Source organism: Capnocytophaga ochracea DSM 7271, assembly GCF_000023285.1.
Classification (GTDB): Bacteria; Bacteroidota; Bacteroidia; order Flavobacteriales; family Flavobacteriaceae; genus Capnocytophaga; species Capnocytophaga ochracea.
The window spans coordinates 2,275,374-2,300,490 of record NC_013162.1; the positions used below are offsets into that span (position 1 = coordinate 2,275,374).

18 protein-coding genes are annotated in these 25,117 nt (G+C 38.1%); 12 read left to right on the forward strand and 6 right to left on the reverse strand.

Annotated features, from left to right (window positions below; genetic code table 11):
• Positions 1-232: 232 nt before the first annotated feature.
• The 4 genes from uvrA to COCH_RS09590 all read right to left on the reverse strand — a co-directional run bounded on the left by uvrA (position 233) and on the right by COCH_RS09590 (position 9,233).
• Entirely contained in the window at positions 233-3,070 is a 2,838-nt protein-coding gene (uvrA, locus tag COCH_RS09575; protein WP_015782914.1) for an excinuclease ABC subunit UvrA, read from the reverse strand.
• A gap of 66 nt (positions 3,071-3,136) precedes the next feature.
• The gene (gene mfd / locus COCH_RS09580; protein WP_015782915.1) at positions 3,137-6,466 is read right to left on the reverse strand and encodes a transcription-repair coupling factor; all 3,330 of its coding nucleotides are present in this window, start codon (positions 6,464-6,466) and stop codon (positions 3,137-3,139) included.
• Between the two features lie 41 nt (positions 6,467-6,507).
• Complete coding sequence (locus COCH_RS09585; RefSeq protein WP_015782916.1) at positions 6,508-8,409, reverse strand: RecQ family ATP-dependent DNA helicase; 1,902 nt, start codon at positions 8,407-8,409, stop codon at positions 6,508-6,510.
• A 5-nt stretch (positions 8,410-8,414) separates the two neighbouring features.
• The gene (locus COCH_RS09590; RefSeq protein ID WP_015782917.1) at positions 8,415-9,233 is read right to left on the reverse strand and encodes an endonuclease I family protein; all 819 of its coding nucleotides are present in this window, start codon (positions 9,231-9,233) and stop codon (positions 8,415-8,417) included.
• A gap of 1,107 nt (positions 9,234-10,340) precedes the next feature.
• Between COCH_RS09590 and pyrH the strand changes: the two genes are divergently transcribed.
• From pyrH to COCH_RS09625, 7 genes are all read left to right on the forward strand, one after another.
• Positions 10,341-11,048: a UMP kinase gene (gene pyrH, locus COCH_RS09595; protein ID WP_002671891.1), complete on the forward strand. Its 708-nt coding sequence runs from the start codon at positions 10,341-10,343 to the stop codon at positions 11,046-11,048.
• Positions 11,049-11,124: 76 nt separating this feature from the next.
• Positions 11,125-11,679 (forward strand): ribosome recycling factor, encoded by a 555-nt coding sequence (gene frr, locus COCH_RS09600; RefSeq protein ID WP_009750469.1) that lies wholly within the window; start codon positions 11,125-11,127, stop codon positions 11,677-11,679.
• A gap of 68 nt (positions 11,680-11,747) precedes the next feature.
• Positions 11,748-12,852, forward strand: a protein-coding gene (gene prfB / locus COCH_RS09605) for a peptide chain release factor 2 (protein WP_015782918.1) whose coding sequence is annotated in 2 segments (ribosomal slippage) — positions 11,748-11,807 and positions 11,809-12,852 — 1,104 coding nt in all. Because the reading frame shifts where the segments join, the coding sequence is not laid out codon by codon here.
• 40 nt (positions 12,853-12,892) lie between these two features.
• Complete coding sequence (locus COCH_RS09610) at positions 12,893-14,638, forward strand: alpha-amylase family glycosyl hydrolase (protein ID WP_015782919.1); 1,746 nt, start codon at positions 12,893-12,895, stop codon at positions 14,636-14,638.
• A gap of 3 nt (positions 14,639-14,641) precedes the next feature.
• Positions 14,642-15,400 carry a hypothetical protein gene (locus tag COCH_RS09615; protein ID WP_015782920.1) on the forward strand — a complete coding sequence of 253 codons (759 nt, stop codon included), beginning with the start codon at positions 14,642-14,644 and terminating at the stop codon, positions 15,398-15,400.
• A gap of 27 nt (positions 15,401-15,427) precedes the next feature.
• A complete protein-coding gene (locus tag COCH_RS09620) occupies positions 15,428-15,988 on the forward strand; it encodes a hypothetical protein (protein ID WP_015782921.1) in 561 nt (186 codons plus the stop codon).
• 4 nt (positions 15,989-15,992) lie between these two features.
• A complete protein-coding gene (locus COCH_RS09625) occupies positions 15,993-16,463 on the forward strand; it encodes a hypothetical protein (RefSeq protein WP_015782922.1) in 471 nt (156 codons plus the stop codon).
• On the opposite strand, the gene mnmE is transcribed toward COCH_RS09625, so the two are convergent.
• Complete coding sequence (gene mnmE, locus COCH_RS09630) at positions 16,425-17,843, reverse strand: tRNA uridine-5-carboxymethylaminomethyl(34) synthesis GTPase MnmE (RefSeq protein ID WP_015782923.1); 1,419 nt, start codon at positions 17,841-17,843, stop codon at positions 16,425-16,427. The genes COCH_RS09625 and mnmE overlap by 39 nt on opposite strands.
• A gap of 56 nt (positions 17,844-17,899) precedes the next feature.
• Positions 17,900-18,346, reverse strand: a complete 447-nt coding sequence (locus tag COCH_RS09635; RefSeq protein WP_015782924.1) for a helix-turn-helix domain-containing protein — start codon at positions 18,344-18,346, stop codon at positions 17,900-17,902.
• A 388-nt stretch (positions 18,347-18,734) separates the two neighbouring features.
• Here COCH_RS09635 and COCH_RS09640 point away from each other — a divergent pair, with 388 nt between their 5' ends.
• The 5 genes from COCH_RS09640 to COCH_RS09670 all read left to right on the forward strand — a co-directional run bounded on the left by COCH_RS09640 (position 18,735) and on the right by COCH_RS09670 (position 25,082).
• Complete coding sequence (locus COCH_RS09640; protein WP_015782925.1) at positions 18,735-19,790, forward strand: M14 family metallopeptidase; 1,056 nt, start codon at positions 18,735-18,737, stop codon at positions 19,788-19,790.
• A gap of 292 nt (positions 19,791-20,082) precedes the next feature.
• Entirely contained in the window at positions 20,083-20,589 is a 507-nt protein-coding gene (locus COCH_RS09655) for an Lrp/AsnC family transcriptional regulator (RefSeq protein ID WP_015782926.1), read from the forward strand.
• 96 nt (positions 20,590-20,685) lie between these two features.
• The gene (locus COCH_RS09660; RefSeq protein ID WP_015782927.1) at positions 20,686-23,073 is read left to right on the forward strand and encodes an McrB family protein; all 2,388 of its coding nucleotides are present in this window, start codon (positions 20,686-20,688) and stop codon (positions 23,071-23,073) included.
• Positions 23,054-24,367, forward strand: a complete 1,314-nt coding sequence (locus tag COCH_RS09665; protein WP_015782928.1) for a 5-methylcytosine restriction system specificity protein McrC — start codon at positions 23,054-23,056, stop codon at positions 24,365-24,367. Before COCH_RS09660 ends, COCH_RS09665 begins: the two co-directional genes overlap by 20 nt.
• Positions 24,368-24,386: 19 nt before the next feature.
• Positions 24,387-25,082 (forward strand): class I SAM-dependent methyltransferase, encoded by a 696-nt coding sequence (locus COCH_RS09670; protein WP_015782929.1) that lies wholly within the window; start codon positions 24,387-24,389, stop codon positions 25,080-25,082.
• The last annotated feature ends 35 nt before the right edge of the window (positions 25,083-25,117 follow it).

Below are 25,117 nucleotides of genomic sequence, written 5' to 3' on the forward strand. Positions count from 1 at the left end.
ATACTCCGCAAAGGTACAACTTTTATTCACTTATACAAAATTTTTACACATTATTTTAAAATATAAGTTCTATATTTTTAGAGATAAGATTAAAAGAAGGTAAGGAAGCTAAATTATTAGTATAGAAAAGATGTTGTCTTAATAAGAATTATATTATGATGATTACTTGTGAAAAGAGTTTAATCCTTCAAAAGGCTTAGCCCTAATTTTACATACTGATTTTAAGGTTTAATTATCTTAGATACTCGGCAGTGAAACTCTTCTTGTTTTTAGCTACCTCTTCTGGAGTACCAAAGGCTATTACTTCGCCACCTGCTTTCCCTCCATCATACCCTATATCTATGATATAATCTACTTTTTTGATGACATCGAGGTTGTGCTCTATCACTAAAACAGTATTACCTTTATCTACCAAACGATCGAGTACTTCGAGGAGTACCTTCACATCGTCAAAATGTAGCCCTGTAGTAGGTTCATCTAATATGTAAAAGGTATTTCCTGTATCAATTTTCGATAGCTCAGTAGCCAATTTTACCCTTTGGGCTTCCCCTCCCGATAAAGTAGTAGATTGCTGTCCGAGGGTAATATATCCTAAACCTACCTCTTCAATAGTTTTTAGTTTGCGATATATTTTAGGAATGGGTTCAAAGAATTTTACGGCCTCACTTATGGTCATATCTAGCACATCGGCAATAGATTTTCCTTTGTAGCGCACCTCAAGCGTTTCGCGGTTGAAACGTTTTCCTTTGCAGGTCTCGCAAGGCACATATACATCGGGTAGGAAATTCATCTCAATCACTTTTAAGCCTGATCCCTCACAACTTTCACATCTTCCCTCTTTTACATTGAAACTAAATCTACCTGGTTTATAGCCACGTATTTGTGCTTCAGGTACTTGGGTGAAAAGGTTACGTATCTCACTGAAAACACCTGTGTAGGTAGCAGGATTTGAACGTGGCGTGCGCCCAATAGGTGATTGGTCGATATCGATTACCTTATCAATATGTTCTAAGCCTTCAATACTTTTGTAAGGCATCGGTTTTTTTATGCCATTAAAGAAGTGAGCGTTTAAGATAGGATACAGTGTCTCGTTAATAAGCGTTGATTTTCCACTTCCCGATACGCCTGTTACCCCTATCATTACCCCTAAGGGGAATTTTACGGTTACGTTCTTCAGATTGTTGCCTGTACAGCCTTTTAGGATAATTTCTTTGCCGTTGCCTTTGCGCCTTTGAGTAGGTATTTCAATTTGTTTTCTCCCACTCATATAGTCAGCGGTGATGGTATTTGCTTTTAGCAACTCTTTAGGCGTTCCTTGAAAGATAATATCTCCTCCATTTACGCCCGCTTTAGGTCCTATATCTACTACATAATCGGCTTCTTGTATCATTTCTTCATCGTGTTCTACCACGATTACTGAGTTACCAATATCTCTAAGTGATTTTAGTGAGTTGATAAGCCTTTTGTTATCTCGCTGATGCAAACCAATGCTAGGTTCATCAAGTATATAGAGTACCCCTGTGAGTTGTGATCCTATCTGTGTTGCCAGTCTGATGCGCTGTGCTTCTCCTCCCGATAATGATTTAGAACTTCGGTTAAGGGCTAAATAAGTAAGTCCTACATCTATGAGGAATTGAAGTCGGGTGGTGATTTCTTTGATGATTTCTTCTGCTATTTTGTGTTGTTTGGTAGAGAGATGTTTGGGTAGTGATTTGAACCACGCCAATAAATCAGTGATATCTAAAGCCGAGAGTTCAGCTATATTTTTATCAGCTATTTTAAAGTAAAGCGCTTCTTTACGTAAGCGAGTGCCGTGGCAATCTTCACAAGGAATGGTATCCATAAACTCTTCAGCCCAGCGCTTGATAGCTGCCATATCGGCATTTTCGTGCTGACTTTTGATGAAGTTGATGATACCTTCGAAATCAATTTCAAAATTACGTGTAATGCCCAAGACTTCCGATTTGATAGCGTATTTATCTTTACCTCCATATAGAATGATATCCATTGCTTCTTTTGGAAGACTATTTATTGGGTCGGAGAGTTTATGACCGAACTTTTGTACAATGAGCGCTAATTGTTTGAATATCCAAGTGTTCTTTTGCTCTCCTACCGCTGTAATTCCACCGTTCTTGATAGAGATAGAAGGATCAGGGATAATTTTGGAGAGGTTGATTTCTTGCACTTCACCCAACCCATTGCAGTGCGGGCACATTCCTTTAGGAGAATTGAATGAGAAAGTATTAGGTTCAGGAAGAGGATATGAAATGCCCGAAGAAGGACACATCAAATGTCTGCTGAAATAGTGAGCCTTTTTTTGGTCGTGTTCTAAAACCATTAACACATCGTTGCCGTAGTTCATTGCAATTTTGATACTTTCTTGCAGGCGTTTTTGGGTGTCATCAGTATCGTCTATTTGCATACGGTCAATCACGATTTCAATATCGTGTGTTTTGTAACGGTCGAGCTTCATACCTTTTTCGATATCACGAATTTCGCCATCGGTACGCACCTTTACAAAGCCTTGTTTAGCAATCTGCTCAAAAAGCTCGCGGTAATGTCCTTTTCTAGATTGAACCACGGGCGCTAATAGGTTAATGCGTTTGCCTTTGTATTCTTTGGTAATGAGTTCCTGAATTTGGCTATCGGTATAACTCACCATCTTTTCGCCTGTTGCATAGCTATAAGCATCGGAAGCACGGGCAAATAGCAGGCGCAAGAAGTCGTAGATTTCGGTGATAGTACCCACCGTAGAACGCGGTGATTTGGAGGTAGTTTTCTGTTCGATAGCAATCACAGGTGATAATCCGTCGATTTTATCTACATCAGGGCGCTCTAATCCCCCGAGAAACTGGCGAGCATAAGCCGAGAAAGTCTCGATATAACGGCGTTGTCCTTCGGCATAAATAGTATCGAATGCCAAAGAGGACTTGCCACTACCAGAAAGCCCTGTAAAGACGACAAGCTTTTCGCGAGGTATGGTAAGGTCTATATTTTTGAGGTTATGCACCCGTGCGCCTTGAACTTCAAGTACATCAGTGGGAGTTACATTATTTGTTTTCTTTTTCATTTAGTGACTATTATAGAGGCTACCATAAGTAGCCTATGATTAAATAATTAGGCGATACTAATCTTTCTATGCATCTAATAACTGCATTACTTTTAAGGCTTGATACACAGTATTGATTCCTTCAAAAATAAGGAGCAAACGCAACCCGTTACGGGTTTCTTTCTCTTGCATACGACACCTGTTAGGGTAACGTTGTACAAAGAGTAGCACCTTTTGAAAACGCTCACTTTGGTAAAATGGACTGTTTTGGTCGGAGATAAAATAGCCTGTCATCTTACCGTTTTTCATCACGAGCTTTTCAATTCCCATACGAGTAGCCAACCATTTCACTCGCACACTGTTGAGCAAGTCGATAGCTTGGGGAGGAAGTTTGCCAAAACGGTCGGTAAGATTCCGTTGGTACTGCTGTAAAGCTTCCTCATTGGGTAAATTACTCAGTTCATTATAAAGATTGAGTCGTTCTGCCACTCTATTGACATAGGTATCCGGAAAGAGCAATTCAAAATCGGTGTCTATTTGAGTATCGGTGAGGTAAGTTTTATCTTCTTCGGCAGTGTGATATAGTTCTGAGAACTCATTTTCTTTGAGCTCTACTATAGCTTCTTGCAATATTTTCTGATAAGTTTCGAAGCCTAACTCATTGATAAATCCACTTTGTTCCCCGCCTAAGAGGTCTCCAGCTCCACGAATTTCTAAATCCTTCATAGCAATATTTAACCCGCTTCCCAAATCAGAGAACTGAGCTATAGCTTCAATACGCTTTCGAGCACCATCACTCATCGCTACCAACGGAGGGGTGATGAAATAACAAAAAGCTTTTTTATTACTTCTACCTACACGTCCACGCATTTGATGTAAATCGGATAAGCCAAAATTATGTGCATTATTGATAAAGATGGTATTAGCATTGGGTACATCTAAACCATTTTCAATGATAGTAGTAGCTACTAATACATCGTAAGCACCGTCCATAAAGGCTAACATTGTTTCTTCTAATTTTTTTCCGTCCATTTGTCCGTGACCAATGGCTACACGGGCATCGGGTAATAGGCGTTGAATCATACCTGCTACTTCCTGAATATTCTCTACACGGTTGTGCATAAAGAACACTTGTCCGCCTCGCTGAATTTCATAACGAATGCCATCGCGTATTATCTCTTCGCTGAAAGGAACTACCTGAGAATCGATAGGGTAGCGGTTAGGGGGTGGTGTATTGATTACTGATAGGTCGCGAGCTGCCATTAAGCTGAACTGTAAGGTTCGGGGGATAGGTGTAGCAGTGAGGGTGAGCACATCGAGGTTTTCTTTGAGAGTTTTGAGCTTATCCTTTACGCCTACACCAAACTTTTGCTCTTCGTCTACTATCAGTAGACCTAAATCTTTATAAGCTACTTTTTCGCCTACTATCTGATGAGTTCCGATGATGATATCTAACTGACCATTTGCCAGTTCTTCTAAGATGATTTTTTTTTCTTTAGCTGTGCGGAATCGGTTAAGATAATCAATGCGCACAGGGAAGTCTTTCATACGCTGGCTAAAGGTTTGAAAGTGCTGAAAAGCGAGTACCGTAGTAGGTACTAATACCGCTACCTGCTTGCCGTTGTCTACCGCTTTGAAGGCAGCGCGAATAGCTACTTCGGTTTTTCCAAACCCAACATCACCACACACCAATCTGTCCATAGGTTTTGGACTCTCCATATCTGCTTTTACTTCGGCAGTAGCTTTGCTTTGGTCGGGTGTATCTTCATATAGGAAAGAGGCTTCCAGTTCGTTCTGCATATAGCTGTCGTGAGAGTATGCATACCCTTTAGATTCCTTACGTTTAGCATACAACTGAATCAAGTTGAAGGCTATTTCCTTCACTCTTGTTTTTGTCTTCTGCTTGAGCGCCTTCCAGGCTCCAGAACCTAATTTGTATATCTTGGGTGGCTTGCCGTCCTTACCGTTGTATTTAGTGATTTTATGTAGGGCGTGAATGCTTACGAATAGGACATCGCGGTCGCCGTAAATCAGTTTGATAGCCTCTTGTTGCTTGCCTTCAACCTCTATCTTCTGTAATCCAGCAAACTTACCAATACCGTGGTCGATGTGGGTTACATAGTCGCCTACTTCTAATTGCATTAACTCTTTGAGCGTGATAGCTTGTTTTTTAGCATATCCGTTCTTCAGCTGGAATTTGTAGTAACGCTCAAATATTTGATGGTCAGTAAAGACATTCAGCTTGTGCTCATTATCTATAAAGCCTGCGTGTAGAGAAAACAATAGTGTTTGGTAATGCACTTTTTGTTCCATCTCCTCAAAGATGTCGTGGAAGCGTTTGGCTTGTTGCTCACTGCCACAGAGGATATAGTTTTGGTATCCCTCAGTGTGTTTATCGTTTAAATAACTGATAAGTAGCTCGAATTGCTTGTTAAATGAGGGCTGTGGTGTAGTGCGGAAAACAATCTCTTTTTCGCCTTTGGAGAAAGATGAGGGAAGATTTATATTTATTTGCTGAAATCTCCCCATTTGGTTTAATAAATCTTCTGATTGACAATATAGCACATCGGGTGTACTGTGTTTTACTTCATTAGGAAGCTTTTCGTAAATGTCAGTAGCTTTAGTGAAGAGCTTGTCGATTTTTGCTCCAAAAGTAGATGTTTCCTTAGATATTAAAAGGGTCTGTTCGCTGATATACTCTAAAAATGACTGACGTACCTCATTACCTTCTTTGTTTTCGACGTTAGGGATAATAGTAATCTTAGAAAGCTGTGTTGTTGAGAGCTGTGTTTCGACATCGAAGGTGCGAATACTTTCTACTTCATTGCCAAAGAATTCAATGCGGTAAGGTTCGTTATTTGAGAAAGAAAAAACATCAACAATCCCTCCGCGTACTGAAAACTCGCCAGGTTCGGTTACAAAATCAGTGCGATTGAAATTATAGGAGAAAAGCACTTCGTTCAAGAGTTCAATGGTTAGTTGGTCTCCTTTGCTAATCTTTAAGGTATTTTGCTCCAATTGCTTACGAGTGATAACTTTCTCGAAGAGCGCTTCGGGGTAGGAGACTACTATCAGAGGTTGCCCACTATTGCTCAGCCGATTGAGCACTTCAGCACGCAGTAACACGTTGGCATTATCGGTATCTTCAATTTGATACGGACGGCGATAGCTATCAGGAAAGAAGAGTACTTGTTCGCCTACTAAGGTCTCTAAGTCGTTTAACAAATAGGCACTTTCTTCTTTGTCGGGCAAGAGTATCAATAGCGGACGCTTGGTATTAGTATAAACATTAGCTATGAGTAAGGACAGAGAAGCCCCTGCCAAACCATTGGCAACGGTATTATGATGTGCTTTAATTTCAGTTAATAAACTTTTATAAGTACTATTTTCTGCGAATAATTGTAATAACTCTTTCACAAATAGGGATTATGATTACAAAGTGCAAAGGTACGCATAAATTAGGAATTAACAACTAATTCATTACAGTTGTTGTAAGCTATTTTTTGCATATACAAAAGTTCTTCCAAAACCTTATTGATATCTTTTTCAGGGAACGGCAATGCGATAAAGAGCTCATTGGGGGTTATAGGTTTAGACTTCAATAAACTCCAAACCGCTTTTTTAACCTCTTTTTTATCAACTTTTGAAGGAGGTAGTTTGGCAATACAATTTGAACATACTCCACAAGGCTTCTCGGATTTTTCACCGAAGTATTCTAAGAGCTGAATGTTGCGACAAGTATCCTCATTTTGAAGATAGCGGAATACTGCTTCTTGCAAGCTTAGCTTGGTGTGATTGTACTCTTTTAAGTTTTTAGAAATACTATTGATAGTGCGATCATCATCACGAGGCACATTAAAGACAATTTGAATATCAGAAGCTTCGTTTTTTAAGATAGCCATTCCATCGTTGTGCAAATGTTCTAAATTTTTGATGATATCACGATAGTCGAGTTCTGTGAGTTCAGTGATTTTTTCCATCTCCAAAGCTATAGGCTGACTGTAGATAAGAGGGTAAGACCTTATGAGATAGATAACAAGATTTTTTAGATAACGATGCGTTTGTAAATAAGTAATAAGTTGAGGGGCAGGAGCTGTAATATGCAAAGTAACCTTCTTGTAAAATTGCTGGCTGAGTGAAATAATAGACATTCGGTCTAACACCTGCAAACCATTATAGGACTTTATGGGCGATAGCTGATAACGCTTCCAGAAGTCGGGGAAAAAGAAACTAAAAACCCCTTCTTGTCCTTCACCTATTGCTATTTGAAAATAAGCATTAAGTTTCGCATAAAGTAGCTTGAGAAAAGGAATGTCTACCAAGTAGTCTTTTAGCAGTTTATTAGCATTTTCAACGTCGATTTTACCATAGAATAGGATAGCTTCGGCTGGGTTACCATCGCGACCTGCACGTCCAGCCTCTTGAAAATAGTCCTCTAAGGTTTGAGGTATATCCCAATGAATTACGAAACGCACATCAGGTTTGTCTATCCCCATTCCGAAAGCATTGGTAGCTGCCATTACACGCACATCGTTCAGCAACCACATACTGAGCTTTTTATTCTTTTCTTCGGCAGGAAGACCTCCGTGAAAATAGGCTGCTGAGATACCGTGATTCTGCAATAGTTCAGCCAATTGTATGCAACCATTTCTGCTGCGCAAGTATACGATAGCACTTCCTTCGGTCTTTCTTAACAGTTGTAGTAACTCGTGCCATTTATCGGAAACCTTATACACTTTGTAAGCGATATTAGGGCGTGCTAAAGAAGTAGTGATAACAGTAGCATTTTCTATACCTAAATGATGTAAGATATCTTGCTGTACTTGATGCGTTGCCGAAGCTGTGAGTGCCAATAATGGGACGTTAGGAAATTCTTCTTTCAGCCATTTACACTGTAAATAAGCAGGACGAAAATCTTTACCCCAATGTGATACACAATGTGCTTCGTCTATCACTATTAAGTTAATAGACATTGCTTTGAGATAAGAGCGCACCAATTCCTGTTGCAGACGTTCAGGGGACAGGTATAAGAATTTATATTGCCCATAGAGAGCATTGTCTAGCAAGCGTTCCAACTCAGAGTAGGGGAGACCTCCCGCTAACGATAGTGCACGTATTTCTCTATTTTTAAGCGCCTCTACTTGGTCTGTCATTAGGGCTACTAAGGGAGAAACAACTATACAGATGCCTTCTTTCATCATAGCAGGCACTTGAAAAGTAATAGACTTTCCTCCACCCGTAGGCAATAAGGCTAAGGTATCTTTTCCGGATAATACCGAGTTGATAACAGCTTCTTGAGAGTTGCGAAAACCATCGTACCCCCAATACTTTTTGAGTATGTACAGAGGTTCATTCTCCATAAATACTACTGCTTATAACCTTTGTATGCTGGACGCACCAATTGAGGAAAATCAATAAACGGATTACGGTTACCTTGTGCCTTTTCAATCACATTGTTACGCTGACGTTCAAGGTCAGAAACAGGATCTTCGTCATTCCATTTTAGGAGAACTTGAAGTCCTCCTAATACAATAACATCGTCTATTCTGTCGTGATATCGTAAGTTGATATACATAATCATTCGTGCAACATCTCCTTTCCATTCGTCTCCTGGATACCAAGCGCCTTTTGTACGACCAGCTTTCCCTTTACCATCAGTAAAAGGAATATTTCCTCTACTACCATTTAGTTTACTATCACAAGCTTTTAGATGATGTAAATCACCTTTAGCATCTCCCTTATACTTTGATTGTGGATAGATGTGTTCTGTATTGAATGTTTGGGGTTTATAAGTGTTACTTCCACTATTGTACTCTTTCCAGAAACGTTCTTCTCCTGTATAAACCAGTACAACATTTTGTGGATTTTTAAGGCTTGCATCGGCTTTATAAAGATATTTATGGCGCTCACCATAACCTAATTGATTTTTATGCTTAGCGATAGTAAGAGCTGCCAAATCATCATACAAAGCTGTCCCCGTTTTAGTGAAATCAAACCCTTTATAGTAAGTTTTTAACTCCTCGGGTACTGTAATCTTTACAGGAGGGATGGGCTCCTCAGTAGTGGGAGTAGTGGTGGTAGGAGGGTTAGGAGCAGGAGGTACAGCAGGGAGAGGTTGTGCTTGGTCATCATTCTTGCAAGCTAACAAGAGCATTACGAATAATAAAACATAAATTCTTTTCATATGTATTTAATTTTTAGTTATTTGCTTACACGAAAAAGCTAACTTTAGCATTAGTAACGTTTTTCAATAGTACATTCTCATCTTGATGTGTAATATCAGTACTGAAAACAGACTGTTGCATTATACTTCTTTATTTCTTATTTTTATTAAATGATAGTGCAAAGGTACAAAGTAATTATTAAATAAGCAAATATTGATTAATGGTTAATGGTTAATGATTAATGATTAATGGTGAAATTAAGAAGACTTATAGGATAAACGAACAACAGGCGAAGGGAGAGTGGGTCTACAGTGGGTCTATAGTGGGTCTATAGTGGGTCTACAGTGGGTCTACAGTGGGTCTACAGTGGGTCTACAGTGGCTCTACAGTGGCTCTACAGTGGCTCTACAGTGGCTCTACAGTGGCTCTACAGTGGCTCTACAACGAACAAAAGACGAACAATGAATGAAGGAACAACGAACCTAAGTAGAAGGAAAGTTGAAGCTAAGGTAGAGATAAAAAGAAGGTTATTAGTGGATTTCAACTTTTCCAAAGATTTGAAACTTTGGCAAAGTTTATACAAATGACGGTGCAAGCCACACGGGTAGATAGGGAAAAGAAAAGTGAAAAGCCCCCGAACCCCCGAAGGGGGACAAGCCTTAAAGAGAAATAGGTAAAGGCTATCAGTCTGAAAAACAAGACTTATTCGAAGATAGAGGGAAGTTAAAGCAAGCTTAAGAAAAACAAAAGACGGTGTGAGTCACACGAACAGATGAAGAATGAACGAAGAAAGAGCAATACTAAATCAAAGATAAGGTAAATCTATAAGAGAGAGATAAAAAGAAGGTTATTAGTGGATTTCAACTTTTCCAAAGATTTAAAACTTTGGCAAAGTTTATACAAATGACAGTACGAGCCGCACGGGTAGATAGGGAAAAGACGAAGAAAAATTAAGAATAAGAGGAGAATAAAGTGGAAATGAAAGAAAAAAAGAACGCATTTTGCGAATTTAATTCTCAATGGTATGTTGTTAATTGTTAATTAATCATTATCTTTGCCCCCAAAATAAGTACGTATATACGATTTGTTATAAAACAGACTCTTTAGATAAAATACATTTTTCATATATGAAATACAAACGAATTTTACTAAAACTCAGCGGGGAAGCCCTTATGGGAAGTCGCCAGTACGGCATTGACCCCGCGCGTTTAAAAGAATACGCTGCCGAAATTAAGGAAGTAGTGAACCAAGGCGTGCAAGTGGCCATAGTAATTGGCGGGGGGAATATCTTCCGCGGGGTAGCTGGTGCTAGCAATGGTATGGATAGAGTGCAAGGCGACTATATGGGTATGCTGGCTACCGTTATCAACTCGCTCGCCCTACAAAGTGCCTTAGAAGACGAAGGACTTTTTAGCCGTTTGCAAACAGCTATCAAGATGGAAGCTATAGCTGAACCTTTTATCAAACGCCGTGCAGTACGGCACTTAGAAAAAGGACGCGTAGTGATTTTTGGAGCGGGAACGGGTAATCCTTACTTTACGACCGATTCGGCAGCGGTACTTCGCGCTATCGAAATCAATGCCGATGTAATCCTTAAAGGTACTCGTGTAGATGGTATCTACAATGCCGACCCTGAAAAAGACCCTAATGCGGTGAAGTTCGACCATATCTCTTTTAATGAGTGTATTGATAAAAACCTTAAAGTAATGGATATGACGGCTTTTACCCTTAGCCAAGAAAACCATTTGCCTATCATCGTATTCGATATGAACAAAAAAGGCAACCTCGCTAAAGTAGTAGCAGGCGAAAACGTAGGAACGACGGTCAATGATTAATGGTCAATGGTTATATTGCGATGCTTCTTTAACAATTGAAGACTAACAACTAACAAATAATTAAAAACAATATACAATGAACGAAGAAATTAATATTATCTTAGAAACTACAAGCGAAGCGATGCAAGAGGCATTGCAACACTTAGATAAGGCTTTAGCCAATATCCGCGCTGGCAAGGCGAGTCCGCAAATGGTAAGTAGTGTAATGGTGGACTACTACGGTGCGCAAACCCCCCTTAGTCAGGTAGCCAATGTATCAGCTCCCGACTCACGTACTATCTCTATTCAACCTTGGGAAAAGAAAATGATTCAGCCTATTGAGAAAGCTATCCAAATAGCTAACTTAGGCTTTAACCCAATGAATAATGGCGAAATGGTGATTATTACCGTACCACCACTTACCGAAGAACGCCGTAGAGAGCTCGTGAAACAAGCCAAAGGTGAAGGTGAAGACGCTAAAATAAGTGTGCGCAACGCCCGCCAAGACGCTAATAAAGAGATTAAAAAGGTAGAAGCCTCGGACGATGTGAAGAAAGAAGCTGAAGAGCGTGTGCAAAAGCTCACCGACAAATACATCAAGAAAGTAGAAGAAGTATTAGCTGTAAAAGAAGCTGAGATCCTAAAAGTTTAGTTTAGGTAAGAGATAAGAGATAAGAGGTAAGAGGGTATAGGGTATAGTAATACAATAAGTAATAAGAAATGACAAACAACGAACAAGTAAAGGATTTAGTGAATCGCCTGGGTGCGTTAAGGAGGTATCTTTGACGTAGATGCCAAACGCATTGAAATAAGCAACGAAGAAGAAAAGACTTTTGCACCTGACTTTTGGGACAATGCCAAAGAAGCTGAGAAAGTGATGCGCGAGCTTCGCACTAAAAAGAAATGGGTGGAAGACTATGAGGAAGCCGAAAATCTTACCTCGGATATAGAAGTACTACTTGACTTTTTTAAAGAAGGCGAAGCTACTGCGGAGGATGTAGACCACCAATACACCCAAGCCTTACACGCTATTGAAGCATTGGAGTTCCGCAATATGCTTTCGGACGAGGGCGATACGATGAGTGCGGTATTGCAAATTACGGCAGGCGCAGGTGGTACTGAAAGCTGTGACTGGGCATCGATGCTACTACGTATGTACACGATGTGGTGCAATAACCAAAAATATAAGGTAAAAACACTTAACTTCCAAGAAGGTGATGTGGCAGGAGTAAAAACCGTTACCATAGAGATTGAAGGCGAATACGCTTTTGGCTACCTAAAAGGTGAAAATGGCGTACACCGATTGGTACGCATCTCACCTTTTGATAGTAATGCTAAACGCCATACCTCTTTTGCCTCGGTATACGTGTATCCTTTGGTAGATGATACTATTGAAATAGATATTAATCCCGCTGATATTACCTTTGAGACGATGCGCTCCAGTGGTGCTGGCGGGCAGAATGTAAACAAGGTAGAGACAGCTGTACGTTTGCGTCACCACCCTACGGGTATCATTATTGAGAATTCCGAAACCCGCAGTCAGTTGGATAATAAGAACAAGGCGTTGCAACTACTCAAATCGCAGTTGTATGAGATAGAGCTCAAAAAGCGTCAAGCCAAGCGCGATGAGATAGAGGCAGGAAAGATGAAGATAGAATGGGGCTCACAAATACGCAACTATGTAATGCACCCCTACAAACTTGTGAAAGACGTACGCACCAATTACGAATCTACTGATGTAGATAGCGTAATGAACGGTGAATTAGATGAGTTTCTCAAAGCCTACCTAATGCTTATGGGTACGAGCCGTACGGGCGATTTGTAATAGTTAATGATTAATGGTTAGTGGTTAATACTTTTGGAATATGGGGGTAATGAATGATAATAAAATAGTAGTTTATCAGGTGCTTACAAGGCTTTTTGGCAATACTAATACCACTAATAAACCTTGGGGGACGATAGAAGAGAACGGTGTAGGTAAGTTTGCTGACTTTACTACAAAAGCTCTTGAAGAACTCAAAGCATTAGGTGTAACACATATTTGGTTTACCGGGGTGTTACACCACGCCCTTACTACCGACTATACGGCTTATGGCATCAGCAACGACTTTCCCGCAGTAGTAAAAGGTCGTGCGGGTTCGCCTTATGCCATTAAGGATTACTACACTGTAAACCCCGACCTTGCCGATGACCCTACACAACGTTTGGAGGAATGGGAAGCTCTCATCGCCCGTACCCACCAATGCGGACTGAAAGTAATAATGGACATAGTGCCTAACCACGTGGCACGTCGTTATGAGAGTATAGCCAAGCCGGAAGGCACACGCGGTTTTGGTGAAGACGATGATACCACTGTACAATATGCGGTAAATAACAATTTCTATTACAATCCTAATGAAGCTTTTCAGTTGCCTGAGGGTATTTATGGTGAGTATCACGAGTTTCCTGCTAAATGGACGGGCAATGGGGCACGCGCTTCTAAACCCGACCGCAATGACTGGTATGAAACGGTAAAACTCAACTACGGAGTACGTCCCGACGGTACTAAGGATTTTATTGAACTACCTGCAAGCTTTGAAAATGAAGATACTGAAGCGCATTACTACTTTTGGGCTGATAAAACAGTACCCGACACTTGGAGAAAATTTAAAGATATAGCCTTGTATTGGCTCGGGAAAGGAGTAGACGGCTTCCGTTATGATATGGCTGAAATGGTGCCGGTGGAGTTCTGGAGTTATCTCAATTCGGCTATCAAGCACCAAAATCCAAAGGCATTTTTATTGGCTGAAGTATACAATCCTAATGAATATCGTCCTTATCTGCATTTGGGCAAGATGGACTATCTATACGACAAGGTGCAACTGTACGACACTTTGCGCAATATTGTGACTCACGGACACAGCACTGATGCCATTGCCCCTATACAGCACAACCTTGCTGATATTGCACATCGTATGTTACACTTCTTGGAGAACCACGACGAACAGCGCATAGCCTCGCCTGAGTTTGCGGGATATGCTGAAAAAGCCAAACCAGCGATGACAGTCTCTACGTTTATTAGCGAGTCGCCGGTGATGCTGTATTTTGGTCAAGAAGTAGGGGAGAAAGCAGCAGAAGTAGCAGGATTTGGTAGTCCGTCGCGCACGTCTATTTTTGATTATATAGGTGTTCCTGCACACCAACGCTGGGTGAATAATAAGTGCTTTGACGGCGGTCAGTTATCAGAGGCAGAACGTTCTTTACGCAATTTCTACCAGCGATTGCTCAACTTAAAAGTGAATGGGGCTTATATTGATTTGCACCAATACAATCGGCAGCATACAGAGTATTACAACGATAGGGTGTACAGTTTTGCAAGAGGCAATGAGGACGAACAGTGGGTGATTGTGAGCAACTTTAGTGAGCACGACTACTTTGGTTTTGACTTGCAGTTGCCAGCTTACTTATTGGGTAGTTGGTTTTTAAACGATGGTACTTATACGCTTACCGATGCTCTTTACAATGAAAAACACACTACCTTACAGATTGTAAACGGCAAAGGAAGATTGCGAGTAGATATAGCGCCTTTGGAGTCTTTAATATTCAAAATTAGCAAATTAGTAGATTCGTAAATTATGAACATTCATTTTATAGTAGCTCCCAGTACGCATTTGCGTCCGTTAATGGCTGAGCTACACAAAAGACATCATATCACTACACTCCCCGAAGAGATGACGGCTACAATTGATTACGTGGTGGTAGACCCGCATCTTTCTCATACACACCCAGACTTATTACAAGCGCAACACTTAGGACTTAATATTCTATCGCCTACTTCTTTTCTATACGAATACTTTAAACACAAAACTCGTGTAGTGATTACAGGTAACAAAGGAAGAAAAGAAGTATTGGCAAGGGTGCTTCACACTATGGATTTTTGTAATCAACCAGTGAGCTACTACTTTGAAAGTCCTATCGAAGGGAAGCAAGTGCATTTTGCTGATACTGAATTTGTGCTTATAGAAGGCAATGAAGAGGAGGCTATGTTGCACCCCACAGTAGCTCTTATCAGTGATATAATAGAAGAAAATAAAGATATTTATAAACAATTTATAGAGGGGATAACCAAAGGAGGAATACTCATTTACAACGAAGAAGACCTGCTATTAAATGAGTTAATAGGGAATAATGAGAGTCCTATTCGCAAGATGGAGTATGGTACCCCTGCGTTTGAAACTCATAATGGTGAGACTTACCTCATTACCCCCGAAGGCGAATTGCCCTTGGGTGAAACAAATGCTGAACAGTTGAGCTATATAGAAGCAGCCAAATGGGTATGCCAGAATATGGGCATAGACGAAGCCGACTTTTATGAGGCAATGGCAAGTATTTAATAAGATAATAATTAAAAATTTAGATATATGAAGTTTTATTTTTCACTCATAGTTTTAGCTTTAAGCTTTTTTACAGCTTGTAATTCGAGCAATCAAATAAGTAAAGATGAGGTATCTAACCTTATTGCTGATTATTTAGAAAAGAACCCTTTATTTGAGACAGGAAAATTTAATACCAATAAGCAGAAGTTAGACAGTACTAAAGACAAAGATTTGTTAATTACTATACAGGAATTAGCAGATGAAAGACTTATTGATATTAATAATCAGAAAAGTAGGAAAAGATGGTTTTCAAAGGATAGCGTATATATAATCTCTCCTACTCTTACTAAAGAAGCACTCCCTTACCTTGTGAAACAGAACAAGAACAGTGCTAATGTTAAAACAATCATTTATAAATTAAATGATAAAGGGATTACTATTGAGAAGAACTCAGAAAAGGTGGTTATTTGTAATGTAGTATTAGATAAAGAGAAAACACCTTTTTATAATTTTGGTAAAGACCCGTATCCTAATACAACCTTTATTACTCAGAAATTTAAGTTGAAATACAATGAGAAAAATGGCTGGAAGATTATAAAGAAATAAACTTATGAAAAACGTAACTATACTTGGTTTGGTACAAGCATTATTAAGCCTTATATCTGGGGTTTTAATATCTAAAATGTCGTTTATAGGGAAAATAGGCATAAGTACAATGTACCGTGAGTATACCATTTTCAAAACTTGGTGGAAAACGGCTCTTTTATTATTGGTAATACAGTTAGTACTTATTGCTGTATTACAACTGTTTAAAGCAAAAGTAAGCGTATCGTTTAGTAGATTATTAGCCTTTTTACTTATTGTTTTAGGGGGAATAGGAGCTTACTTTACCTATATTGACTTCACAACTACTTCACACAAAATGATGAGATTAAGCTTTCATTTAGGGTTTTATCTCTTTTGGGTAGGGTGGTTTATCACTTGTTTTTATTATTTGTTGTTCAAGAATAAGAAAAAAGAGGATAATATTCAGCAAGATATCTTATTTGCCGATACAGAAGCGGGAAAAGATGTTTCCTAAGACCTCATCATTGCTTACAGTTCCTGTGATAGAACCTAAATGATAGAGAGCTTCGCGGATATCGATAGCTAATAGGTCACCTGAAAGTTGTAATTGTATTCCTTGTTCTATTCTTTCAATACTTTGTAAGGTATTGTGTAGAGCTTCGTAGTGGCGGATATTAGTAATAATAGTTGCTTTACCTGTATTATTAAGACTTTGAGCATAGTGAGAGAGAAAATCTTTAAGGGCTAAAATATTGTTTCCTTCTTTAGCTGATATTCTCAGTAGTGTATCAGTATAGCCTTGCAAGGATTGTAAAATCTCATTATCAAAAGGAGTTATATTACTTTCTGTTGATAAGTCAGTTTTGTTGTGTAATAGTACAAATTTAGTTCCTTCGCGGTAATTTTCTTTTACAAAAGAAATAATCTCTTGGGCAGAACTATCTTTTACATCGAATAAGTAGAGCACAATAGAGGCTTTTTCTATCTTTTCTTTAGCTTTTTGTACACCTATAGCTTCGATTTGGTCTTGAGTATCACGAATTCCTGCGGTATCAATAAAACGAAAAGCAATACCTCCTATATGAAGCGTTTCTTCAATAGTATCGCGGGTAGTACCTGCAATATCCGATACAATAGCGCGTTCTTCGTTCAGAAGGGCATTTAATAAAGTAGATTTGCCTGCATTAGGCTTGCCTACAATAGCGACAGGAATACCATTTTTTAGTACATTACCTACTGAAAATGATTGTAAGAGAGATAAAACTATGGTTTTAATAGTGCTCAAAAGTGTTTTAAACTGAGTTCTATCGGCGAACTCTACATCTTCTTCCGAAAAGTCTAATTCAAGTTCTATTAATGAGGTAAAGTTCAATAATTCTTGTCGTAATCCTTCTATCTCAGAAGTAAACCCACCTCGCATTTGCTGTAATGCTACCTGATGAGAAGCCTTACTATCGGAGGCAATCAAATCGGCAACGGCTTCCGCTTGATTGAGTGCTAATTTGCCATTGAGAAAAGCACGTTTGGTAAACTCCCCAGCATCGGCTAAACGAGCTCCTTTTGCCAAGCACAGCTTGATAACTTCTTCTACGATATAATTACTTCCGTGACACGAAAACTCAACTACGGGCTCACCTGTATAAGATTTAGTTCCTTTGAAAATAGTAGCCAAACACTCGTCGATTACTTGGTCTTTACTTTCGAGAGTTCCTAAATGAACTGTATGTGACGGAGCTTCAAGTAAAGATTTTCCACTATGAGGCTTAAACACCGAGTCGGCTATGGTTATGGCTTCTTTTCCCGATAGGCGAATTACAGCAATAGCACCGACCCCTGAAGCAGTTGCCAAAGCTACAATCGTATCATTTATATATAACGAATTCTCTCTCTTCATTCTATGTTATTGAAAATTGGTGCAAATGTAGTGATTTTTTCATTACTATCAATCTACTAATTTTCAAAAACTTCAAAGCGATTATCTTCATAAAAGAAAATAATTCGTTTAATATGCTTATTAGTGAGTAATGGTAAGGCTTTTGGCTCTACTTGCTTTTCTTTTATTGCAACAGAAGGTGGAGCAGGAGTAGAGGCTTGCATTTCTATTTCAGGAATATCACTGAAAAGGTCAGGTTGTTCCGTTTTTTTAGCACTGGCAAGCTCTTTATCTTCCTTACGAGGGAAACTTCCTTTTCCTTGTGTAATCCAATACATATCTACTTCAGGAAATTTTTCGATGAGCTTTAGAATAAAATCCAAGCTCGGTTTGTTGCGTTCTGATAAGAGATGAGAAATCCCTGAACGCTGAATCTCTAAGCTATCAGCAAAGGCTGCAGCATTTAAACCGTAATAATCCATCACTTGTTGTAAGCGAATGGCAAAGTCTGATGTGTTTAACATTGTAACGTTTGTTTATTTTTCTAAGAATGCACAAATGTAAATCAATATTCTGAGATATACAAATATAAACAAGGATATTTTTTAGCATATTAAAGTGTTTATTTATGATTGTAATGTAAATTATTCGTATATAGGATTATACAAAACCACTATAAGAATAATCTATAAGTGTAATCATTATGAAAATGCTATTTTAGAATAGAAGGAAAAGTCTTTTTGCAGTGCATAATAATCGTTGATTAGTATATTATAGTCTTATTGATAGTTTTACAATTGTAAATATTTAATAATACAAATGTAACGCATAGATATAAGGAAACTTTTACGTTATTACAGGTTGTGTTTTAGTGAATATTTATTACTTTTGCTTTTAAATATTAATATACAGATGAAAAAACAGCTTTTTGGGCGTTATATCACTTATCCGATGATAGCCCCACTTTTAAATAAATACCCTTTTGAGGAGGTAATATCCTTAGGTACCTCAGCTAAAGGGACACCTATTGACCTGTACAGAGTAGGGAAAGGCAATAAAAAGATACTTATGTGGTCGCAAATGCACGGTAACGAATCAACTACTACCAAAGCGCTTTTCGATGTTTTAAACGAGCTTAAAACAGCTGATTTCTTATCGGAATTAAGTGTTTATTGCATTCCTATGCTTAATCCCGACGGTGCTGAGGTGTTTACACGTGTAAATCACAACGGCGTAGACCTTAACCGCGATGCCGATGAACTTACACAACCTGAGAGTAAGTGTTTACGGAAAGCTTATGAACTTGTACAGCCCGATTATTGCTTTAATCTGCACGACCAGCGCACTATTTTCAGTGTAGGACAGACACCTTTGCCAGCTACAGTTTCTTTCTTAGCTCCTGCTTATAATGAAGCGCGCAGTATTAATGAAGTACGCCAGAAGGCAATGGAAGTGATTGTAGTAATGAATAACACTTTACAGCACCATATACCTAATCAGGTAGCGCGTTTTGACGATAGTTTTAATATCAATTGTACGGGAGATAAGTATACTCAATTAGGTACGCCCACTATTCTTTTTGAAGCAGGGCACTTTTCTAACGATTACAATCGTGAACAAACGAGAGTATATATTGCTATGGCTATATTTAGGGCTCTACAATATGTAGCCACTTGTGATGTTACAAATGTGAATTATAAAGATTACTTCAGTATACCTGAAAATGATAAATGTTTTTACGATATTATTTTAAGAGACGACACTCATTGTGGTAATGATGTAGGTATTCTTTATAAGGAAGTTTTGGAGAATGAACAAATCTCGTTTGTGCCTTATATTGCTGAGATAGGTGATTTATCTAAAAAATACGGACATAAAGAAGATGTTTTATCGAAGTTTATAAGTTCAGCCATTGATAAAGATTATATTAAAAATCACTTGGATTTATCGGCATTGAAAATAGATTAATGGTGAATGGTTAATGATTAATGGTTAATTAGGTGAGAATTATAGGAAACTTATAGAATAGACGAACAATGAGTGGCTCTACAGTGGCTCTACAGTGGCTCTACAACGAACAAAAGACGAACGATGAACGAAGGAATAACGAACCTAAGTAGAAGGAAAGTTGAAGCTAAGGCAGAGATAAAAAGAAGGTTATGGGTAGATTTCAACTTAAAAAGTATGTTGCAATTTGGAATATACAAAAAAACATTGTTACTTTGCGCTTTTAAAAAAAGAACTCGTAAACTTAATGTAGATGGCAAAATATAGATTAGATGAAATGGATCTTAAGATATTGGATATTCTTATAGAAGATGCACGAAAACCCTATATAGATGTTGCTAAGGCACTTGATATATCGTCGGGGACAGTGAATGTACGGATAAGAAAAATGGAAGAATTGGAAATTATAAAAAGTTCTGCCATTTCAGTAGATTACGAGAGAATGGGATATACTTTTATTGCTTATGTGGGTATCTTTTTGGAGCGCAATCATCAAGCTGAGTATGTTTTGGAACAATTAGAGGCTATCCCGTTTGTAACAGAGGCACACATTACTTCAGGGAAATACAATCTGTTTTGTAAAATTAGGACAAAGGGGGTGAAACACGCTAAGGAAGTTATTTATATGATAGACGACATTCAAGGCGTGTCGCGCTCAGAGACAATGATATCGATGGAAGAGGCTTTTAACGATAAGAGTCGTTTGCTTCATAAGGCTTTCCGAGAATTGGATTTATATGATTTTTTAACTACTAAATAAGAACTTTTTAAAAGGGCTATCTGAATGAAAAATCGGGTAGCTCTTTTTGTTTATACAGAAAATTGAGTAATTTTGTTGCGCAAAAACTGAAATACTATGAATGAGAAAATACAAGCACTCATAAGCAATTACATTCGTTTCTTACAAGAAAAACCTTCTAATCCTGATGAAGTGTACAAATGGCAGGCAATAGAACATTTTGAGCAGCATTGGGATATTAATGCTCCTGATTTTTACGAAATGTTTAAAGAGGCTTTTCGGAAAAAGGATAATTTAGTAGATTACCGTCCTTTTGGTATATTGGAAGCGTTAGGAGAAAACTATCCAATGAAATTAAAGGAATTGTTGGGTATTGTTTATGGGGCTGATGATTTCTATACCAAATTGGGAAAATGCAGGACTTTCACTGAAAATGTTATTGATGACTTAAAAGAGAAAAGCAATATAAATTTTAGTACAAAAATTGATGAGCGCACTCTTTCTTTTTTACTAACGCTGAAATTCCCTAATGAGTATACTTTTTATAAAAGGGATATTTATACTAAGTTATGTGAGTATTTAGGAGAAGTTTCTCGAAAAGAGCGCAAATACGAGCATTTTATTGAGTTACTTACCGAAATCACGACTTATTTTAACAATCCTGAGTTAAAACAACTCACGAGCAACTTTATTCCACAAGGTTTTGATGAACCTTTGCTATTGGCTCAGGATATTGTGTACCAGAATATGACAATTTCTTCAGAAAAAGCATTTAGAAACGTATTGGATAAGATTCCTAAGCATTGGGCTTCTGTTTTCTTTTACAAATTAGGAAATATTATAGAGGATTTAGCATTAGAAGATACCGAAAATCAAGTGTTCAGTGTTAGATTAGATGAAAAATCACTTCGTTATCACATAGGGAAGAGGATTTGTTTGAGTGTAAGTCCCAAAGAATTTCTTTTTATTGCGGGAAGGGAAGTAGATATTCCAAAACTGAGAAGGGAAGAGTTTGAAAGACCTAACAATGCTTTTCTTTATTATCAGGGAACCCCACAACATATTGAAACATATTACCCTGATATCAAAAATGCTGTCAAAGAAGAGATAGCACTTGATAAGGAAACTTATCCTAAAAGTTATGATAATAGCTATTTCAGGGAATATGTTTTTGAAAAGAGATACAAAGAAGAATTTGAAACCATAGAAAGTAATATGACAAATCAAGCGATTAAGCCTACGATTATCGACCTACTACATTACAAACACCAAATCATTTTACAAGGTCCTCCAGGTACAGGTAAAACCCGTGAAGCCAAGCGTATTGCCAAACAGCTATTAGGTTTGAATGACAATGATAGCTTAGAGGGTAATGAGCAGTTTAAACTGATTCAGTTTCACCCCAGTTACTCTTACGAAGATTTTGTAAGGGGCATTGTAGCGCAACCCAATGAAACAGGAGGGGGCATTGTCTATACAGCTGAAAATAAAGTGTTAGCTAAGTTTGCAGAGAAAGCATTGGAAGTTTACAATACAGAAAGTATTGAAGAGGAGGAAGAAATAGTAGTAAACGAGGTCTATGATATTACAGAAGAATTTAAAAAATTTCTAAATAAAAAAAGAGAGAATAAAGAAGAGTTCTTTTTTGATCCTATAGAAAGAACAGTTGTGTTTGATAAAATAGAAAATGGTAGATTATTTTATAAAGCAAAGGGAAAAATAAGTAGTATATCAATTTTTGATTTTTCTCAAGAAAATCTAAATGATAATTTTAAAAGTTTTTATGAGAATATAAAACGTAACAAAGGTGGATATTGGGAAATAATGACTGATTATTTTATACAATGGGCTGATATTGTAAAAACTTATACATCTTGTAAGAGCATTGTAAAGAAAAAGAAAGGTACTAAACCCTTCGTCCTCATAATTGACGAAATCAACCGTGCAAACCTTTCAACAGTATTGGGGGAACTTATTTATGCCTTGGAATATCGCGGGGAATCCGTGGAAAGTATGTATGCTTTAGATGATACTAAGGAAAGTAGAAAAATTATTCTACCACCTAACCTTTACATCATCGGTACAATGAATACGGCTGACCGCTCGGTAGGGCATATAGATTATGCCATTCGTCGGCGCTTTGCCTTTGTGAATGTGTTGCCTAAGGAGTTAGAAGGGAATTTTGATAAAAACTTGTTTAAAGCAGTAAGTAAGCTCTTTATTGAGAACTATGATGAATATATTAACAATACAGATACTGAATTAAAACGTGCCCAAACCTTATCACCTGAATTTAAACCAGAAGATGTGTGGCTTGGACAGTCGTATTTTATTCAGAAAAAATATAGCGATGGAAAAGATGTGCCTATGTCTATTCGTTGGGAATACGAAATCAAGCCCATTCTATTGGAATACATAAAAGATGGGATACTCATAGATAATATAAAGATTGAAGAACAAATGCAAGAAATTAAAACATTAGTCTATGAAAATAACCCTTCTTGAACATCAACCCTATAGCATTAAAAAAGAGGAGGGGAGCATTTACTTTGAAGCAATACCTAAGATTTGTCCGTATGTATTGAAGAAAGATAAATGGGGAAATCCTATATATCCTTTTGAAATTAGTCGTACAAATGAGGAAGAAGTGTGTTTGCAGGCAGGCTATTACGTGGGAGCTTTGTGGTTGGTAAAACATCACAAATTCGTATATATAGAGCCTAAAATGAATAAAAAACAGATTGTTGAAGGCTTACCTACCCAAGAGGAAGAATGGGCAGAAATCGACTACCTAAAAATGCTTCTCAGCATTACGGCACTCGACCCCAAACATACACAAAATCTTATCAAAATCTATTGGGACGAACCGCTAATTGCCATCGAACAGCAAAAAGACACGCTCACGCCTTTCCTAATGGTACAATTCCTATTGCTACTGAAGTGTATTGTGCGCAAAGGACTTAAAAAATCGTACTACACGGTGGAGGAGAATCTTAATAACCGCATCAAAGGCAAGATACAGTTAGATAAGCATCTCAAACAAAATGTTTTTAAGAACAAACTCACAGCCCACGTATGTAGGTATCAAGAGTTTGGAATGGATAGCCTAGAAAATCGCTTTTTGAAGAAAGTTTTGCAGTTTATCATCAGCTTTAAGAATACACACTCTAATTACTTTGCAGGCAATGACGAGTCTATTCGAGAACTGATTACGTATTGTAGTCCGCATTTTGAGTTGATTTCAGAAGAACTTGACGTAGAAAGCCTCAAAAAACTCACTACTAATCCTTTTTTTAAAGAATATGAGGAAGCTATTCGCATCGGGAAGCAGATTTTGAAGCGTTTTTCGTATAATATCACCGAAACAACCCAACAAAAAGTAGCTATTCCGCCTTTTTGGATAGATATGCCAAAACTTTTTGAGTTATATGTATACAAAAAACTACAAGAACAGTTCGGCAGTAGGGGAGAGGTACACTATCATTTTACGGGTGATTATACCGAATTAGATTTCTTGCTCAACACTCCAGAATACAAAATGGTGATTGATGCCAAATACAAAACTGTTTATGAAGATAGTAGAGTGATAGACGACATTCGTCAGGTGAGTGCTTATGCGCGTTTGGAGAGGGTTTATAAAGCCCTAAAAATAGACGACAATAGGTTGATAGATTGCCTTATCATCTACCCCTCATTCGAACAAAATACCGATTTAAACATCGCAAATAAAAAGGAGATACATCAGTACAGAAATATTTACAAATTAAGTGTTTCTGTTCCATTAATCATTAACAATTAATCATTTATCATTAAAAAATATGTCACAATTCTACAATAGTATCGCTGAGAAATACGATGCTATCTTTCCGCTATCGCCTGCACATAAAGTCTTTTTCGATGCCGAAGTGTACGGCAAGACAGTTCTTGATGTAGGGGCAGGTACGGGCAACCTTACCGCCTATCTGCGCGCACAGGGCTATGATGTTACGGCTATCGACCTCAGTAAGGCACTCATTGCTCAGGCTACTGCCAAGGATATTGAAGTGCAAGAGCTCAATATGCTTGCTATCGATACTTTACCTATGCTCGATACTATTATCAACATTGGGAACACGCTCCCACATTTGGATAATAAAGACGAAGTGCAGACTTTTCTTAAAAAGGCTTATAACCAACTCACGCAAGGAGGCAAACTTATCTTGCAAATGGTAAACTTTGAGAAGTATTTTGCCCAGAAAGAAGGTAATTTTCTCGGTAACCTGCCTTTAATAGAGAACGAAAAAGTAAAGTTTGAGCGTTCTTATCACTTAAACCGCGAAGGGAAGGTAGTTTTTAAGACAGTTTTGGACGAAACTATTGCCAATGAAGAGCTTTTACAGCCTATTCTTTCCGAAGAACTCACCCTATGGCTCTCTCAAATAGGTTTTAAAGACCTTAAACTATACGGCAACTTCAAAAAAGAGCCTTTTAATCCTGAAACTTCAATGGCGCTTATTGTAATAGCTCAGAAATAACTTCTCTATACGATTGCTATTATTTTCATATCTCA